General features: G+C 59.1%; 17 protein-coding genes. 9 read left to right on the forward strand and 8 right to left on the reverse strand.

Annotated elements, in window-relative coordinates; all coding sequences use genetic code 11:
- Positions 1-116: 116 nt before the first annotated feature.
- Positions 117-2018 (reverse strand): potassium transporter Kup, encoded by a 1902-nt coding sequence (locus AC1DVE_RS07965; RefSeq protein ID WP_223458893.1) that lies wholly within the window; start codon positions 2016-2018, stop codon positions 117-119.
- Between the two features lie 291 nt (positions 2019-2309).
- Between AC1DVE_RS07965 and rimO the strand changes: the two genes are divergently transcribed.
- The 6 genes from rimO to tsaA all read left to right on the forward strand — a co-directional run bounded on the left by rimO (position 2310) and on the right by tsaA (position 7357).
- Entirely contained in the window at positions 2310-3647 is a 1338-nt protein-coding gene (gene rimO, locus AC1DVE_RS07970) for a 30S ribosomal protein S12 methylthiotransferase RimO (RefSeq protein ID WP_223458891.1), read from the forward strand.
- Between the two features lie 111 nt (positions 3648-3758).
- Positions 3759-4232 (forward strand): GNAT family N-acetyltransferase, encoded by a 474-nt coding sequence (locus AC1DVE_RS07975; protein WP_102702689.1) that lies wholly within the window; start codon positions 3759-3761, stop codon positions 4230-4232.
- 98 nt (positions 4233-4330) lie between these two features.
- Entirely contained in the window at positions 4331-5041 is a 711-nt protein-coding gene (locus tag AC1DVE_RS07980; protein ID WP_223458889.1) for an rRNA pseudouridine synthase, read from the forward strand.
- Positions 5042-5116: 75 nt separating this feature from the next.
- Positions 5117-5587 (forward strand): YehS family protein, encoded by a 471-nt coding sequence (locus tag AC1DVE_RS07985; protein ID WP_046816549.1) that lies wholly within the window; start codon positions 5117-5119, stop codon positions 5585-5587.
- Positions 5588-5722: 135 nt separating this feature from the next.
- Positions 5723-6493: an SDR family oxidoreductase gene (locus AC1DVE_RS07990; RefSeq protein WP_223458887.1), complete on the forward strand. Its 771-nt coding sequence runs from the start codon at positions 5723-5725 to the stop codon at positions 6491-6493.
- Between the two features lie 165 nt (positions 6494-6658).
- Entirely contained in the window at positions 6659-7357 is a 699-nt protein-coding gene (gene tsaA, locus AC1DVE_RS07995; RefSeq protein ID WP_223458886.1) for a tRNA (N6-threonylcarbamoyladenosine(37)-N6)-methyltransferase TrmO, read from the forward strand.
- Between the two features lie 181 nt (positions 7358-7538).
- Here the strand turns inward: tsaA and fpr are convergent, their stop codons facing one another.
- Entirely contained in the window at positions 7539-8318 is a 780-nt protein-coding gene (gene fpr / locus AC1DVE_RS08000; RefSeq protein ID WP_008054100.1) for a ferredoxin-NADP reductase, read from the reverse strand.
- Positions 8319-8440: 122 nt separating this feature from the next.
- Between fpr and AC1DVE_RS08005 the strand changes: the two genes are divergently transcribed.
- On the forward strand, positions 8441-9367 hold the full coding sequence (locus tag AC1DVE_RS08005) for a LysR family transcriptional regulator (RefSeq protein ID WP_046041182.1): 927 nt from the start codon (positions 8441-8443) through the stop codon (positions 9365-9367).
- Here AC1DVE_RS08005 and AC1DVE_RS08010 read toward each other — a convergent pair.
- From AC1DVE_RS08010 to AC1DVE_RS08020, 3 genes are all read right to left on the reverse strand, one after another.
- Positions 9364-9726, reverse strand: a complete 363-nt coding sequence (locus AC1DVE_RS08010) for a diacylglycerol kinase (RefSeq protein ID WP_057716147.1) — start codon at positions 9724-9726, stop codon at positions 9364-9366. The two genes, AC1DVE_RS08005 and AC1DVE_RS08010, sit on opposite strands and share 4 nt — an antisense overlap.
- A 76-nt stretch (positions 9727-9802) precedes the next feature.
- Positions 9803-10453 (reverse strand): response regulator transcription factor ErdR, encoded by a 651-nt coding sequence (gene erdR / locus AC1DVE_RS08015; protein ID WP_223458884.1) that lies wholly within the window; start codon positions 10451-10453, stop codon positions 9803-9805.
- A 218-nt stretch (positions 10454-10671) separates the two neighbouring features.
- Positions 10672-11430, reverse strand: coding sequence for a tRNA-uridine aminocarboxypropyltransferase (locus tag AC1DVE_RS08020; RefSeq protein WP_223442813.1), 759 nt, complete (start codon positions 11428-11430; stop codon positions 10672-10674).
- A gap of 188 nt (positions 11431-11618) precedes the next feature.
- Here AC1DVE_RS08020 and AC1DVE_RS08025 point away from each other — a divergent pair, with 188 nt between their 5' ends.
- Positions 11619-12041, forward strand: a complete 423-nt coding sequence (locus AC1DVE_RS08025) for a quorum-sensing-regulated virulence factor family protein (protein ID WP_007990204.1) — start codon at positions 11619-11621, stop codon at positions 12039-12041.
- Here the strand turns inward: AC1DVE_RS08025 and AC1DVE_RS08030 are convergent, their stop codons facing one another.
- Positions 12042-12236 carry a hypothetical protein gene (locus tag AC1DVE_RS08030; protein WP_057716151.1) on the reverse strand — a complete coding sequence of 65 codons (195 nt, stop codon included), beginning with the start codon at positions 12234-12236 and terminating at the stop codon, positions 12042-12044.
- Between the two features lie 481 nt (positions 12237-12717).
- On the opposite strand from AC1DVE_RS08030, the gene AC1DVE_RS08035 reads away from it, so the two are divergent.
- A complete protein-coding gene (locus AC1DVE_RS08035; RefSeq protein WP_223458882.1) occupies positions 12718-13836 on the forward strand; it encodes an LOG family protein in 1119 nt (372 codons plus the stop codon).
- A gap of 44 nt (positions 13837-13880) precedes the next feature.
- On the opposite strand, the gene recX is transcribed toward AC1DVE_RS08035, so the two are convergent.
- The gene (gene recX / locus AC1DVE_RS08040; RefSeq protein WP_223458880.1) at positions 13881-14348 is read right to left on the reverse strand and encodes a recombination regulator RecX; all 468 of its coding nucleotides are present in this window, start codon (positions 14346-14348) and stop codon (positions 13881-13883) included.
- Between the two features lie 8 nt (positions 14349-14356).
- Positions 14357-15415, reverse strand: a complete 1059-nt coding sequence (gene recA / locus AC1DVE_RS08045) for a recombinase RecA (RefSeq protein ID WP_223458877.1) — start codon at positions 15413-15415, stop codon at positions 14357-14359.
- Between the last annotated feature and the right edge of the window lie 80 nt (positions 15416-15495).

Consider the following 15495-nt stretch of genomic DNA (forward strand, 5'->3'; position numbering starts at 1 on the left):
ACCGTTTTCGCGAGCAAGCCCGCTCCCACACTGGATCTTCATAGTCTTCCAGTTTTGTACTCGCCCACAAAAAAGCCCCCGCTGCCGTGATGGCAACGGGGGCGTTTTGATGGGACTTACATCTCCACCTGTGTCCCCAACTCAATCACCCGGTTCAGCGGCAGATTGAAGAATCGCAAATTGCCGTTGGCGTTCTGCAACATGAAGGCAAACAACCCTTCGCGCCAACGGGCCATGCCTTCGAGCTTGGAGGCAATGACCGTCTCGCGACTGAGGAAGTAGGTGGTACGCATCGGGCTGAAATCCAGTTCATCGAGGTGGCACAGTTTCAGCGCCTGCGGTACATCCGGCTCATCGGTGAATCCGAAATGCAGGATTACGCGGAAGAAACCTTCGCCGTAGGAGTCGACCTCGAAGCGCCGTTGTAGTGGCACCCGCGGGATGTCTTCGTACACCACCGTCAACAACACCACTTGCTCGTGCAACACTTGATTATGCAGCAGGTTGTGCAACAACGCATGGGGCACGGCATCCGCCCGCGCTGTCAGGAACACGGCGGTGCCCTGAACTCGATGGGGCGGTTGTACAGCAATGCTGCTGATGAAGATCGGCAGCGGCAATCCACCCTCATCGATGCGCTCGACAAGCAACTGCTTGCCGCGCTTCCAGGTAGTCATCAACACAAACAGCACAATACCGGCGATCACCGGGAAAGCCCCGCCTTGGACGATTTTCGGCACGTTGGCGGCAAAGTACAGGCCGTCCACCAGCAGGAAACCGAGCAGCACCGGAACGGCGAGAAGCGGTGGCCATTTCCACAACAGCAATATCACGGCCGACACCAGGATGGTGGTCATCAGCATGGTCCCGGTCACCGCCACACCGTAGGCCGAGGCCAGGGCACCGGAGGATTCGAAACCCAGCACCAACAGCACCACGCCGACCATCAGCGCCCAGTTCACCGCGCCGATGTAGATCTGGCCCTGTTCGGCACTGGAGGTGTGCCGGATGTGCATGCGCGGAATGTAACCGAGCTGGATCGCCTGACGGGTCAGGGAGAACGCACCGGAAATCACCGCTTGCGAGGCAATCACCGTGGCCAGGGTCGACAAGCCGACCAGCGGGATCAATGCCCAGCTGGGTGCAAGCAGGTAGAACGGGTTACGGGCTGCTTCCGGGTCACCCAGCAACAAGGCACCTTGACCAAAATAATTGAGCACCAGCGCCGGCAGCACCAGGAGAAACCAAGCGCGAGCAATCGGCTTGCGACCGAAGTGGCCCATGTCCGCGTACAGCGCTTCGGCACCGGTCAATGCCAGTACTACAGCGCCGAGAATTGTCACGCCCATGCCCGGGTGGTCGATGAAGAAGCGCACGCCCCACACCGGGTTCATCGCTTCCAGGACCTCTGGATGCTGGCTGATGCCATAGACGCCCAATGCACCCAGCACAAGGAACCAGGTGACCATGATCGGCCCGAACAGAATGCCGATGCGCGCCGTACCGTGACGCTGGATCAGAAACAGCGCGACCAGCACCACCAGCGACAGCGGCACGACCCAATGGTCGATACCTTCGAAGGCCAGCCCCAGGCCTTCAATCGCCGACAGCACGGAAATCGCCGGGGTAATCATGCTGTCGCCATAGAACAACGCCGCGCCGATCAGTCCGCAGACCACCAGCAACATGCGCAATTTCGCGTGCCCCGCCGCCGCCCGCCGGGCCAGTGCGGTCAAGGCCATGATCCCGCCTTCGCCCTGGTTGTCGGCGCGCAGTACAAACATCATGTACTTGATCGACACGACCCAGATCAGCGACCAGAAAATGAGTGCCAGAATCCCCAGCACCCCGTCATGGTTGACCGGTACGCCGTAGCCTCCGGAAAACACTTCCTTGAGGGTGTACAACGGACTGGTGCCGATATCGCCATAAACCACCCCGACTGCCGCGACCAGCATGCCGATCGGCTTCACCGCCGAATGCTCGGCACCTGCAGCCTGACTACTTGCCTGACCCATCCACCACTCCTACTTCCCAGACCCGGCTTCTTTGAAGAAGCACTATGCTTTGTCGTGCAGCATGCGCTGTTTTACTTCACGTTACAGACGTTTTGTTGACTGTAAAAAATTGGTAAAGCCCAACGGCGCGAAGCATAGCGCAGCACTCGTCGTATTTCCCTGCATAAAGCTGGTCAAGTGAACGACTCATCGCTAGAATTGCGCACTTTTTGATCAGAGGCGCAGTTCAAGCGCCCGTCCGTCGGTTTTGCCCTGCCCGGCAAGCGGCGTCACAAAATACCGAGGTTAGACATGTCCACCACTCCTGCGCCGGCCAATCCAAAGGTTGGCTTCGTATCCCTGGGTTGCCCCAAAGCACTGGTCGACTCCGAGCGCATCCTTACCCAGCTGCGCATGGAAGGCTATGACGTGGTGTCCACCTACCAGGACGCCGACGTCGTGGTAGTCAACACTTGCGGCTTCATCGATTCGGCCAAGGCCGAGTCCCTGGAAGTGATCGGCGAAGCCATCAAGGAAAACGGCAAGGTCATCGTGACCGGCTGCATGGGCGTCGAAGAAGGCAACATTCGCAACGTACACCCGAGCGTGCTGGCCGTGACCGGTCCGCAGCAGTACGAGCAAGTGGTCAATGCCGTGCACGAAATCGTGCCGCCGCGCCAGGATCACAACCCGTTGATTGACCTGGTGCCGCCACAAGGGATCAAGCTGACCCCGCGCCACTATGCGTACCTGAAGATTTCCGAAGGCTGCAACCACAGCTGCAGCTTCTGCATCATCCCGTCGATGCGCGGCAAACTGGTCAGCCGTCCGGTGGGCGACGTGCTCGACGAGGCACAGCGCCTGGTCAAGTCCGGCGTCAAGGAGCTGCTGGTGATCTCCCAGGACACCAGCGCCTACGGCGTCGACGTGAAATACCGCACCGGTTTCTGGAACGGCGCGCCGGTGAAAACCCGCATGACCGAACTCTGCGAAGCCCTGAGCACCCTCGGCGTCTGGGTTCGCCTGCACTACGTTTACCCGTACCCGCACGTTGACGAGCTGATCCCGTTGATGGCCGCTGGCAAGATCCTGCCGTACCTGGACATCCCGTTCCAGCACGCCAGCCCGAAAGTGCTGAAGTCGATGAAACGCCCGGCCTTTGAAGACAAGACCCTGGCGCGGATCAAGAACTGGCGCGAAATCTGCCCGGACCTGATCATCCGTTCGACCTTCATCGTCGGCTTCCCGGGCGAAACCGAAGAAGACTTCCAGTACCTGCTGAACTGGCTGACCGAAGCCCAACTCGACCGCGTCGGCTGCTTCCAGTACTCGCCGGTAGAAGGCGCACCGGCCAATGACCTGGACCTGGAAGTCGTCCCGGACGACGTCAAGCAGGACCGCTGGGAGCGTTTCATGGCGCACCAGCAAGCCATCAGCTCGGCGCGCCTGCAAATGCGCATCGGCCGTGAGATCGAAGTGCTGGTCGATGAAGTCGACGAGCAAGGCGCAGTGGGCCGCTGCTTCTTCGATGCCCCGGAAATCGACGGCAACGTATTCATCGACAACGGCAGCAACCTCAAGCCGGGCGACAAGGTCTGGTGCAAAGTGACCGACGCCGACGAATACGACCTGTGGGCTGAACAGATCTAAACGCAAAAAATACGCAAAGCCCCGCTCTCTTGACGAGATGCGGGGCTTTTTTACGGCTATCGTTTGAGGTTGAAAGGATTCACATCACTCACGCATTAGGGGCAGACAGGCATGCGTCAGCATTCGGTCATCCACACGCCGAAACTCGGCGACTACGAAGAATTGACCCGGGTCTGGGAGGCCTCGGTACGCGCCACCCACGACTTTCTGCCAGACAGCTATATCGAACTGCTGAAAAACCTGGTGCTGACCCGCTACCTCGACTCGGTGATGCTGATCTGCACCAAGGATTCGAGCCAGCGCATCACCGGGTTCGCCGGCGTCGCGGCCGGCAAGATCGAAATGCTCTTCATCGACCCGGACCATCGCGGCCAGGGCCTGGGCAAGAAACTGTTGCGCTATGCCCTGGAACACCTGAACGCCGATGAACTGGACGTCAACGAACAGAACCCGCAAGCCCTCGGCTTTTACTTCAAGCAGGGCTTCGAGGTCATTGGTCGCTCGGAGGTCGATGGCATGGGCCAGCCGTATCCGTTGTTGCACATGCGTATGCGTCAGGCTGAAAAACTCACGCGCAATGGCTGATACACCATAAAACCAAAAAACCATGTACTGAAATGGAACCGGGATTAACCGGCGCCAGGCAGGTACAATGCCCACCCCCTTTTTGTTACGGCCCTGACATGACTGACCCGATTCGTCTCTCCAAACGCCTCATCGAACTCGTCGGCTGTTCCCGTCGGGAGGCTGAGCTGTTCATCGAGGGCGGCTGGGTCACCGTCGACGGTGTGGTCATCGACGAGCCGCAATTCAAGGTCGACACCCAGAAAGTCGAGCTTGATCCCGAAGCCAAGGCCACTGCACCGGAACCGGTGACCCTGCTGCTGAACGTGCCAGCCGGCATGGACGCAGACACCGCCATGGCCACCCTTGGCGCCGAGACGCTGAGCGAAGAGCACCGTTACGGCAAGCGCCCTTTGCGCGGGCACTTCCTGCGCCTGACTGCCAGCACCGACCTGCAGGCCAACGCCAGCGGTCTGCTGGTGTTCACCCAGGACTGGAAAATCCTGCGCAAACTCACCGCCGACTCCAGCAAGATCGAGCAGGAGTATGTGGTCGAGGTTGAAGGCGAGATGGTGGCTCACGGCCTGAACCGCCTGAACCACGGCCTGACCTACAAGGGCAAGGAGCTACCGGCGGTCAAGGCCAGCTGGCAGAACGAGAACCGCCTGCGCTTTGCCATGAAGAACCCGCAACCGGGCATCATCGCCCTGCTCTGCCAGGCGGTCGGCCTCAAGGTCGTCGCCATCCGTCGCATTCGCATCGGCGGCGTGTCCATCGGCAAAGTGCCGCTGGGGCAATGGCGCTACCTGTCCGGCAAAGAGAAGTTCTAAGGCTTTTCTCGCCGCCACACATTTCGGCGCCGCGCCTGGCCGCGACGCTCACAGCTGAATATCAGGACTGCACACATGATTCATAACGACGTACTGCGCAGCGTGCGCTACATGCTCGACATCAGCGACAAGAAAGTCATCGAGATCATCAAGCTCGGCGGCATGGACGTGACCCTGCCGGACCTGCTGACCTACCTCGACAAGAAAGAGGAAGACGAGGAAGGTTTCGTACGCTGCCCGGACGAAGTCATGGCGCACTTCCTCGACGGCCTGGTGATCTTCAAGCGCGGCAAGGACGAAAGCCGTCCGCCGCAGCCGATCGAAGTGCCGGTGACCAACAACATCATCCTGAAAAAGCTGCGGGTGGCGTTCGAGCTGAAAGAAGACGACATGCACGCGATCCTCAAGGCCGCCGAGTTCCCGGTGTCCAAGCCTGAGTTGAGCGCACTGTTCCGCAAGTTCGGCCACACCAACTATCGCCCGTGCGGCGACCAGCTGCTGCGCAATTTCCTCAAGGGCCTGACCCTGCGCGTTCGCCCGCAATAAAGGCCCGCCGGCCTTGAGCTGCATGCATGCAGCTCAAGGCCGGGCCATATAGCCCCTCATTCCGCGCAAAAATAGTGGCTCCGCTTCTGGCGGCTGACGACTAGGGTGTAAAGACCTCAGTTCTCAGGATTCGCCATGCATCCCTACTTTTCCCTGCAAGGCCGCACCGCCCTGGTGACCGGCGGCACCCGTGGTATCGGCAAGATGATCGCCAAGGCCTACGTCGAGGCCGGCGCCACCGTGTACGTCTGCGCCCGAGACGTCGAAGCCTGCCAGCAAACCGCTGACGAACTCGGTGCACTTGGCCGCTGCCGCGCCATCGCGGCGAACCTCGCCACCGAAGAGGGCGTCCTGCAACTGGCCACGCGCCTGGGCGAGCAGATCACTCATCTGGACATCCTGGTAAACAATGCCGGCACCACCTGGGGCGCACCGCTGGAGAGCTACCCGATCAAGGGTTGGGAAAAAGTCATGCAGCTCAATGTGACGTCGGTGTTCAACTGTATTCAGCAGTTCCTGCCCCTGCTACGCAAGGCCGGCTCGGCGCAGAATCCGGCGCGGATCATCAACATCGGATCGGTGGCCGGGATTTCCTCCTTCGGCGAGCAGGCGTATGCCTACGGGCCGAGCAAGGCTGCGTTGCACCAACTGTCGAGAATTCTGGCGCGCGAACTGGTGAGCCAGCACATCAACGTCAACGTGATCGCCCCGGGGCGCTTTCCGAGCAAGATGACCCAGCACATTGGCAATGATGAACAGGCGCTGGCGCAGGATACGGCGTTGATCCCGATGAAGCGTTGGGGGCGCGAGGAAGAGATGGCGGCGCTGGCGATCAGTCTGGCGAGCACTGCCGGAGCCTATATGACCGGAAATATTATTCCTTTGGATGGCGGATTCAGTCTCTAGATCGGCGGTGCGGCCATCGCGGGCAAGCCACGCTCCCACAGGAATTGTGGTAGACCACAAAATCTGTGGGAGCGGGCTTGCCCGCGAAGAGGCCGGGGCAGTCACCACCTGACTTGGGCTGGTCGGGTTATCATGCCCACCCTCTTCCCGCCTCGACCCCAAACCATGACCTACAGCGTTTCCCCCATCGGCTTCGTGCGCTCCTGCTTCAAGGAGAAGTTCGCCATTCCGCGCCAACCGCAACTGGCCCCGGCCGCCCGTGGGGTGCTGGAACTGGTGGCACCGTTCGATCAAGGGGATGCGGTGCAGGGCCTGGAGCAGGTCAGCCACGTGTGGCTGCTGTTCCTGTTCCACCAGGCCCTGGAGGAAAAGCCTCGCCTGAAGGTCCGCCCTCCTCGTCTCGGCGGCAACAAATCCATGGGTGTGTTCGCCACCCGCGCCACCCACCGCCCCAATGGCATCGGGCAGTCTGTGGTGAAACTGGACAAGGTCGAAGCCGGCCGGTTGTGGATCTCGGGCATCGATCTGCTGGATGGCACGCCGATTCTCGATATCAAACCATACGTGCCCTACGCCGACATCATCGATACCGCCGTCAACAGCATCGCCAGCGCCGCGCCGCAGCTGATCCCCGTGCAGTGGGTGGACATAGCGCTGCAACAGGCTCACGAGCATGCCCAGCGCCTTGCAGAGCCTTTGGTCGAGTTGATCGAGCAATGCCTGGCGCAAGATCCGCGCCCGGCCTATCAAACGCCTGCACCCGAGCGGGAGTACGGCGCGCAATTCTGGGATGTCGATGTGCGTTGGCACTATCCGACACCGGAGCTGATCCGCGTGCTGGAAGTCATTCCCGCGAAAACCTGAACCCCGGAAACAAGAAAGCCCGCGTCACCTTCTCAGGTCACGCGGGCTTTCTTTGTGCTACGCAGCAACTGTAGGAGCTGGCTTGCCAGCGATGAACTCGAATACACCGCGTTTAACCGGTAAACACGCGTTATCGTTGACGACCATCGCGAGCAAGCTCGCTCCTACACGTGACCTGCGGTCACTTCTCGACGAATGCACGCTCGATCAGGTAATCACCCGGTTCGCGCATCCGCGGCGAAACCTTCAGGCCGAAGCTGTTCAGCACTTCGCTGGTCTCGTCGAGCATGCTCGGGCTGCCGCACAGCATGGCGCGGTCGTCCTGCGGGTTGATCGGTGGCAGACCGATGTCGCTGAACAGCTTGCCGCTGCGCATCAGGTCGGTCAGGCGACCTTCGTTCTCGAACGGCTCACGGGTCACGGTCGGGTAGTAGATCAACTTGTCACGCAGCGCGTCGCCGAAGAACTCGTTCTGCGGCAGGTGCTCGGTGATGAACTCGCGGTAAGCGACTTCGTTGACGTAACGCACGCCGTGGCACAGGATCACTTTTTCGAAACGCTCGTAGGTTTCCGGGTCCTGGATGACGCTCATGAACGGCGCCAGACCGGTACCGGTGCTGAGCAGGTACAAATGTTTGCCAGGCTTCAAGTCATCCAGTACCAGCGTGCCGGTAGGCTTCTTGCTGATGATGATCTCGTCGCCTTCCTTCAGATGCTGCAACTGCGAAGTCAGCGGACCATCAGGCACCTTGATGCTGAAGAACTCGAGATGCTCTTCCCAGTTCGGGCTGGCAATCGAGTAAGCGCGCATAAGCGGGCGGCCGTTGGGCTGTTGCAGGCCGATCATCACGAACTGACCGTTCTCGAAGCGCAGGCCCGGATCACGGGTGCACTTGAAGCTGAACAGAGTGTCGTTCCAGTGATGAACACTGAGGACACGCTCGTGGTTCATGTTGCTCATGTACGTGGGACTCCTGGAGATTTTGCCTGCGCCAGTGATATGCGCAATTGCATCGCATTCTAAAGGCAGAGACAATATCTGTTAAATGGATTATTAAGATAAGGGTTATCGGTTATATCGATATGCGATTTACTCTCCGTCAACTTCAAGTATTCGTCGCCGTCGCCCAGCAGGAAAGCGTATCCCGTGCTGCGGGCCTGCTCAACCTCTCGCAATCGGCGGCGAGCACCTCGATCACCGAACTGGAGCGCCAGTGCAGCTGCCAGTTGTTCGACCGTGCCGGCAAACGGTTGAGCCTGAACGCCCTCGGTAAACAACTGTTGCCGCAAGCGGTGGCGCTGCTGGACCAGGCCAAGGAAATCGAAGACCTGCTCAACGGCAAGTCCGGTTTCGGCTCGCTGGCCGTGGGCGCGACCCTGACCATCGGCAATTACCTGGCCACGTTGTTGATCGGCAGCTTCATGCAGCGCCACCCGGAAAGCCAGGTGAAGCTACATGTGCAGAACACTGCCAATATCGTGCAGCAAGTGGCCCACTATGAAATTGATCTGGGTCTAATCGAAGGCGACTGCAGTCACCCGGACATCGAAGTGCAAAGCTGGGTCGAGGACGAACTGGTGGTGTTTTGCGCCCCCCAGCATCCGTTGGCCAAGCGCGGCACGGCCACCATGGATGAGTTGAGCCACGAAGCCTGGATCTTGCGCGAACAGGGCTCAGGCACGCGGTTGACCTTCGATCAAGCCATGCGCCATCACCGCACTTCGTTAAACATCCGCCTCGAGCTTGAACACACCGAAGCGATCAAACGCGCAGTGGAATCAGGTTTGGGGATTGGCTGCATTTCCAGGCTGGCTTTGCGCGACGCATTCCGCCGCGGCAGCCTGGTGCCTGTCGAGACGCCGGATCTGGATCTGGCGCGACAGTTTTATTTCATCTGGCATAAACAGAAATATCAGACCTCGGCGATGCGCGAGTTCCTCGATCTGTGCCGCGCCTTCACCGCCGGGGTCCAGCGCAGCGACGAGATCGTGCTGCCGACGATCGCCTAGAGCAGAATCACCGCCCACACCAGGGCAATCATGCTCAATGCCACGGCCTGGGCGGCACTGCCCATGTCCTTGGCATTCTTGGACAGCGGGTGCCGCTCAAGGGAAATGCGGTCGATGGCCGCTTCCACTGCCGAGTTGAGCAACTCGACGATCAACGCCAACAGGCATACCGCGATCAACAACGCCTGTTCGACCCGGCTGACATTCAGGAAGAACGACAAAGGAATCAGGATGACGTTGAGCAATACCAGTTGCCGAAAGGCGGCTTCACCGGTGAAGGCTGCGCGCAGGCCGTCCAGCGAATAACCGGAGGCATTGAGGATTCGTTTCAGGCCGGTCTGGCCTTTGAAAGGTGACATAGAGTGGGCAACTGACAAAAAAGAAGTGGGAAAGCTAGTTCAATCAAAGTCAAAAAAGCGTGAAGCCGCCAGCCCTTTAATGGCTGGAAATTGACTCAAGTTGTTGCAAGAGCAGCGCGGCCTGGGTCCGGGTCCGCACATTCAGTTTACGGAAAATCGCGGTCACGTGCGCCTTGATAGTCGCCTCGGAAACACTCAGCTCGTAGGCGATCTGCTTGTTCAGCAAGCCTTCGCAGACCATGGTCAGCACGCGAAATTGTTGCGGCGTCAGACTGGCAAGGCCTTCGCTGGCCGCCTTGGCCTCATCCGAGACGCTGACCGCTTCGAACGCTTGTGGCGGCCAGAACACGTCGCCATCGAGTACCGCACGCACGGCTTTCTGGATCACACTCAAGTCGCTGGATTTGGGAATGAAGCCACTGGCGCCGAATTCACGAGACTTGACCATGATGGTCGGCTCTTCCTGGGCCGAGACCATGACCACTGGAATCTGCGGGTACTGGCCGCGCAGCAGGACCAGCCCGGAAAAACCGTAGGCCCCCGGCATGTTCAGGTCCAGCAGTACCAGATCCCAATCGGATTTTTCCGTCAGACGCACTTCCAGTTCGGCGATGCTCGCCACTTCCACCAGACGGACATTCGGGCCAAGGCCCAGGGTCAGCGCTTGATGCAAGGCACTACGAAAAAGTGGGTGGTCATCGGCAATCAGGATTTCGTATGTGGCCATTTTTCAAATGATCCTGTTTTTCATGGGACGCCCGATGCATTCGGACCTCGCCAAAGCAAGTCAAGACACAGCCACGGAGCTGCACTGACAAGGCACGCTCAACGCAAGAAACCGCGTTGCAAATTTCGGCCGCACCCTAATCGGCGCCAAGCATGCCCAGCGAAGCCGGGGTGGTCAAGCAGCATGGCCAGTACACTTTATTGCAGTATGCGCGACAATCAGTCCATCAATGGGGTGACCGACCGGACATAGGGCATCAACTCGGCGTGCGCCGGGGTCGAAACGTTCATGTCCAACTGGTGTTTGGCGTCGAGGTAATGCTGGCTGAACACATCAAAGTAGGCATCCAGCGCCGATGCTGCGGCAACATCGCCTGCAAGGTCGAGGCACAGCGCCGCCACTTCCGCCGTGCACAGATGTTCGCTGCGGGTCGAGCGGCGCAACCGGTAGCGGGAGAGTTTCTCCGGCAGCAGACTGAGGATCGGCAATCGGTCGAAATAGGGGCTCTTGCGAAAGATCTTCCGCGCTTCAGTCCAGGTCGCATCCAACAGAATGAACAACGGGCGCTTCGTGCCATCGACGTCCACGCTGTTTGTCACGCGCTCGGGCTCGACGTACTCACCCGGAAACACCAGGTAAGGCTGCCATTGCGGGTCGGACAACAGTGCCAGCAACTTCGGATCGATCTCGGTACGGGACCAGATGAAGGCATGGTTGTCAGGCACCACGTCGGCGATCAGCCAACCGGTGTTGCTCGGCTTGAACACTTCCTTGTTGGTCATGATCAGGCACACGCCGGAGCGGGTAGCGACCTGCGGACGCCAAGCACACAGGCAGTGGCTCTCGATCACCCGGCAGTCACGGCAGCGCGGCGCGCGCCAGCCGCGGGCCTGAATCGGCTTGATGCCTTCCTCCTCGCGCTGATCGCGCAAGCGGGCTACGGCATTCAAGGCAAAGCGCGCGGGGGTATGACTCATAATGGGCAACGCCCACAGAGAAGGGAAATCGACACGAAAAACACTCGACAGGGTAAAAAGTGCCAGCAGTTTACCAGAGCGCCCGGCGCAAGCCTGTACCGTCCAGCCCGCCTCCCCTATAATTCGCCGCCACTGAACGCACAGTCACGTGACGGGTCCAACCCCCATCACTGAACCAGGAGAGTTTCATGCTGCGCCTTATCGTTCCTACCGCGGCCATTTTGCTGGCGTCGTCCTTCAACGCCCAGGCTGCGTCCTTGAAAGACACGGAACTGAACAAAATGCTGCAAAACGTCGCCACCCAGAGCAGCGTCGGCACTCCACGAGCGATCAACGAAGACATCCTCGATCAAGGCTACACCGTTGAAGGCAAACAGTTGATCAACCATCTGAGCGTGCAGAGCAGCCACGCCGACAAGATGCGTGCAGACCCGAAAGCCGTGTACTTCCAGTTGGGAGCTTCTGTCTGCCGAAACGAAGGGTTTCGCAAGCTGATGGCCAAGGGCGCAATCATGCGTTACGACTTCACCGAGGTGAAGACCAACCGCCCGGTCGGCTCCGCAAGCTTCCAGGAATCGGATTGCCTGCAACCGGCCAAGAAGAAAAAGTAATCATCGGGAATTGGCGCGTCGTTGTTCATCTTCGGCGCGCAATTCCGCCAGCAGCGCCTGCAAGTAATGTGAACGGCGTTCGCCACCGCGCAAACGTCGGCAGCACTCCTCTTCGAGACTCAAATGATGGGTCTCGGCTGATGACTTCAGCAATCGATACAGTTGCGTATCGATCTCCAGAACGACTCTGGCCATGGTTTCCCGCCTCCCTGCACTTCACTCATGTTTGAGCGATAAATCCTTAATCCGCTTGTACCGTGCGCCCTGCCGTTGACGCAAAGTTGTCGTGTGACACCTGTAACTTAGTAAATCAGAGTGCCGCACATGCGACGTACGTTCAGACGAGCGGTGAAAGCACCTTGCAAATCGTCAATAAGCGGTTGCCAGGAAAGACTTTGTGGCGCAATGATCAAGACAGCGCAATTCACTGTGAAGGTCTAGATTTCAGGGTATCCACGTTCACTTTTTCAGGGCTGGAAAGGGGCTGGCCGTCGCTTGTCGTGTTGTGCGAACGTTTCTTTCATCCAAGGGAAAACAGAGCCTGTTTGGATGATCCGATGTCTTTCGGGTCAAGTAGATCGCCCAGGCATGGGCCTGGGCAGACAGCGACACATGAAGTGTCGTGGCACCGACGTACGTTGTCGGGCCGAGGGTTCTGTGCAGAAGGAGAAGTTGAATGCCTTACCAACCGAATGACCTCCTGAGCCGTCATTTTGAAGAAAGCGGCCATGACCTCATCAGCAAGGTCGAAGAACAGCTCAAGCTGATTTCACCCAACAGCCCGAACACCCCGATCTACCGCGATATGATCCTGACCGTGCTGCGCATGGCCCAGGAAGACCACAACCGCTGGAATGCCAAAATCACCCTGCAAGCCCTGCGCGAACTGGAACAGGCTTTCCGCGTACTCGAACAATTCAAGGGGCGGCGCAAGGTCACTGTTTTTGGCTCGGCCCGTACCCCCATGGAACATCCGCTCTTCAGCATGGCCCGGGAGCTCGGTGCTGCGCTGGCGCGCTCGGACATGATGGTGATCACTGGCGCCGGTGGCGGCATCATGGCCGCCGCGCATGAGGGCGCCGGCCTGACACACAGCCTGGGTTTCAACATCACCCTGCCCTTCGAACAGCATGCCAACCCCACTGTCGACGGCACGACCAATCTGCTGCCGTTCCATTTCTTCTTCACCCGCAAACTGTTCTTCGTCAAGGAAGCCGACGCCCTTGTGCTGTGCCCGGGTGGCTTCGGTACGCTGGATGAGGCGCTGGAAGTGCTGACGCTGATCCAGACCGGCAAGAGCCCATTGGTGCCCGTGGTGCTGCTCGACGCGCCGGGCGGCAAATTCTGGCAAGGTGCACTGGACTTCATTCACCAGCAACTGGAGGAAAACCACTACATCCTGCCCACTGACATGAAGCTGGTGAAACTGGTCTACAACGTCGAAGAAGCGGTAGAGCACATCAACCAGTTCTACAGTAACTTCCACTCCAGTCGCTGGCTCAAGCATCAGTTCCTGATTCGCATGAATCACACACTCAGCGACCAAGCACTCGAACACATGCAGGAGGCTTTCGCCGACCTGTGTCTGAGCGATCATTTCCATCAGCGCGCTTACAGTGGTGAGGAACATGACGAAGCCGAGTTCAGCCATCTGGCGCGGCTGGTCTTCAACTTCAACGCTCGCAATCATGGTCGTCTGCGCGAACTTGTGGACTACATCAACCTGCCGGAAAACTGGGCACAATCAAAACCCCAGGTACAACAACGCACGCGGGAGCCGTCAAAGGTTTCCTGAGGCATAAAAAACGGCCCGCTATCGAAATAGCGGGCCGTTTCAGTTCAATCGTCCATCCCTCGACCGCTGAACAGGCGGTTGATCATTTCCATGGAGTATCCCCGATACGCCAGGAACCTGCCTTGTTTGGCTCGCTCCCGGACGTCCGCCGGCAATTGCCCGGAGAACTTGCGCCGCCAGGTGTCGGCCAGTTGCTCCTGCCAGTCGATACCGCTCTCACGCAGGGCGAGTTCAATATCGGTGCGCTGCAGGCCGCGCTGGCTCAACTCTTCACGAATGCGTAAAGGGCCATAACCGGAACGGGCGCGGTAGGAAACGAAACTTTCGAGATAACGGGTTTCGGACAACAACCCCTCTTCCGTCAACCGGTCGAGTGCTGTTTCGATCATTTCGGGGAGGGCGCCGCGCTGACGCAGTTTACGCGCCAGCTCGACACGACCGTGTTCGCGTCGTGCGAGCAGGTCCATTGCGGTTCGCCGCACCGCGACGAGTGTATCGAGTACGGCGGTCATCGCTTCGATCAGATATCAGCGTCAGCCAGGTCGACTTCGGTCTCTTTGACCGCAGAAGCTTTGGCGTCAGCTACCGATGCCGGGGACAACAGTTTGTCACGCAGTTGCTTCTCCAGCGTTGCAGCGATTTCCGGGTTATCCGCCAGGAACTTGGCCGAGTTGGCTTTACCCTGACCGATCTTGGTGCCGTTATAGGCATACCAGGCGCCGGACTTCTCAACGAAACCGTGCAGAACACCCAGGTCGATCATCTCACCGTTGAGGTAGATGCCCTTGCCGTAAAGAATCTGGAACTCGGCCTGGCGGAACGGCGAAGCTACCTTGTTCTTCACAACCTTGACGCGGGTTTCGCTACCGACGACCTCATCACCTTCTTTCACCGCGCCGGTACGACGGATGTCCAGACGAACCGATGCGTAGAACTTCAGTGCGTTACCACCGGTGGTGGTTTCCGGGCTACCGAACATCACGCCGATTTTCATACGGATCTGGTTGATGAAGATCACCAGGCAGTTGGCGTTCTTGATGTTACCGGTGATTTTACGCAGCGCCTGGGACATCAGACGGGCTTGCAGGCCCACGTGCATGTCACCCATTTCGCCTTCGATTTCAGCCTTTGGCACCAGGGCGGCCACGGAGTCGACGATGATCACGTCAACTGCGTTGGAACGCACCAGCATGTCGGTGATTTCCAGGGCCTGTTCGCCGGTGTCCGGCTGGGAAACCAGCAGGTCGTCGACGTTGACGCCCAGCTTGCCGGCGTACTCAGGGTCGAGGGCGTGCTCGGCGTCGACGAATGCGCAGGTCGCGCCGGCTTTTTGAGCCTGGGCGATCACGGACAAGGTCAGCGTGGTTTTACCGGAAGATTCAGGACCGTAGATTTCAACAATACGGCCTTTTGGCAGGCCGCCGATGCCGAGAGCGATGTCCAGACCCAGAGAGCCAGTGGAGATGGCCGGGATCGCCTGACGGTCCTGATCGCCCATACGCATTACGGCACCCTTGCCGAATTGACGTTCGATCTGACCCAGGGCCGCAGCCAAGGCTTTCTTCTTGTTGTCGTCCATTAAAGTCCTCACGTAATCAATAAGGCCTGACGGCCAACACCTGTATAAGTAGCCAGTATTATTCCACAGCGTTTGCGGAT

It is taken from the genome of Pseudomonas sp. P4_B4 (genome assembly GCF_056402255.1).

Bases quoted from the DNA above. Each gene is read 5' to 3' on its own strand.
- AC1DVE_RS08020 (WP_223442813.1), bottom strand. From the start codon at position 11,430: ATGAGTCATACCCCCGCGCGCTTTGCCTTGAATGCCGTAGCCCGCTTG.
- AC1DVE_RS07985 (WP_046816549.1), top strand. From the start codon at position 5,117: ATGATTCATAACGACGTACTGCGCAGCGTGCGCTACATGCTCGACATC.
- recA (WP_223458877.1), bottom strand. From the start codon at position 15,415: ATGGACGACAACAAGAAGAAAGCCTTGGCTGCGGCCCTGGGTCAGATC.
- AC1DVE_RS07965 (WP_223458893.1), bottom strand. From the start codon at position 2,018: ATGGGTCAGGCAAGTAGTCAGGCTGCAGGTGCCGAGCATTCGGCGGTG.
- tsaA (WP_223458886.1), top strand. From the start codon at position 6,659: ATGACCTACAGCGTTTCCCCCATCGGCTTCGTGCGCTCCTGCTTCAAG.
- AC1DVE_RS07990 (WP_223458887.1), top strand. From the start codon at position 5,723: ATGCATCCCTACTTTTCCCTGCAAGGCCGCACCGCCCTGGTGACCGGC.
- fpr (WP_008054100.1), bottom strand. From the start codon at position 8,318: ATGAGCAACATGAACCACGAGCGTGTCCTCAGTGTTCATCACTGGAAC.
- AC1DVE_RS08030 (WP_057716151.1), bottom strand. From the start codon at position 12,236: ATGGCCAGAGTCGTTCTGGAGATCGATACGCAACTGTATCGATTGCTG.
- erdR (WP_223458884.1), bottom strand. From the start codon at position 10,453: ATGGCCACATACGAAATCCTGATTGCCGATGACCACCCACTTTTTCGT.
- rimO (WP_223458891.1), top strand. From the start codon at position 2,310: ATGTCCACCACTCCTGCGCCGGCCAATCCAAAGGTTGGCTTCGTATCC.
- AC1DVE_RS07975 (WP_102702689.1), top strand. From the start codon at position 3,759: ATGCGTCAGCATTCGGTCATCCACACGCCGAAACTCGGCGACTACGAA.
- AC1DVE_RS08010 (WP_057716147.1), bottom strand. From the start codon at position 9,726: ATGTCACCTTTCAAAGGCCAGACCGGCCTGAAACGAATCCTCAATGCC.
- recX (WP_223458880.1), bottom strand. From the start codon at position 14,348: ATGACCGCCGTACTCGATACACTCGTCGCGGTGCGGCGAACCGCAATG.
- AC1DVE_RS07980 (WP_223458889.1), top strand. From the start codon at position 4,331: ATGACTGACCCGATTCGTCTCTCCAAACGCCTCATCGAACTCGTCGGC.
- AC1DVE_RS08005 (WP_046041182.1), top strand. From the start codon at position 8,441: ATGCGATTTACTCTCCGTCAACTTCAAGTATTCGTCGCCGTCGCCCAG.
- AC1DVE_RS08025 (WP_007990204.1), top strand. From the start codon at position 11,619: ATGCTGCGCCTTATCGTTCCTACCGCGGCCATTTTGCTGGCGTCGTCC.
- AC1DVE_RS08035 (WP_223458882.1), top strand. From the start codon at position 12,718: ATGCCTTACCAACCGAATGACCTCCTGAGCCGTCATTTTGAAGAAAGC.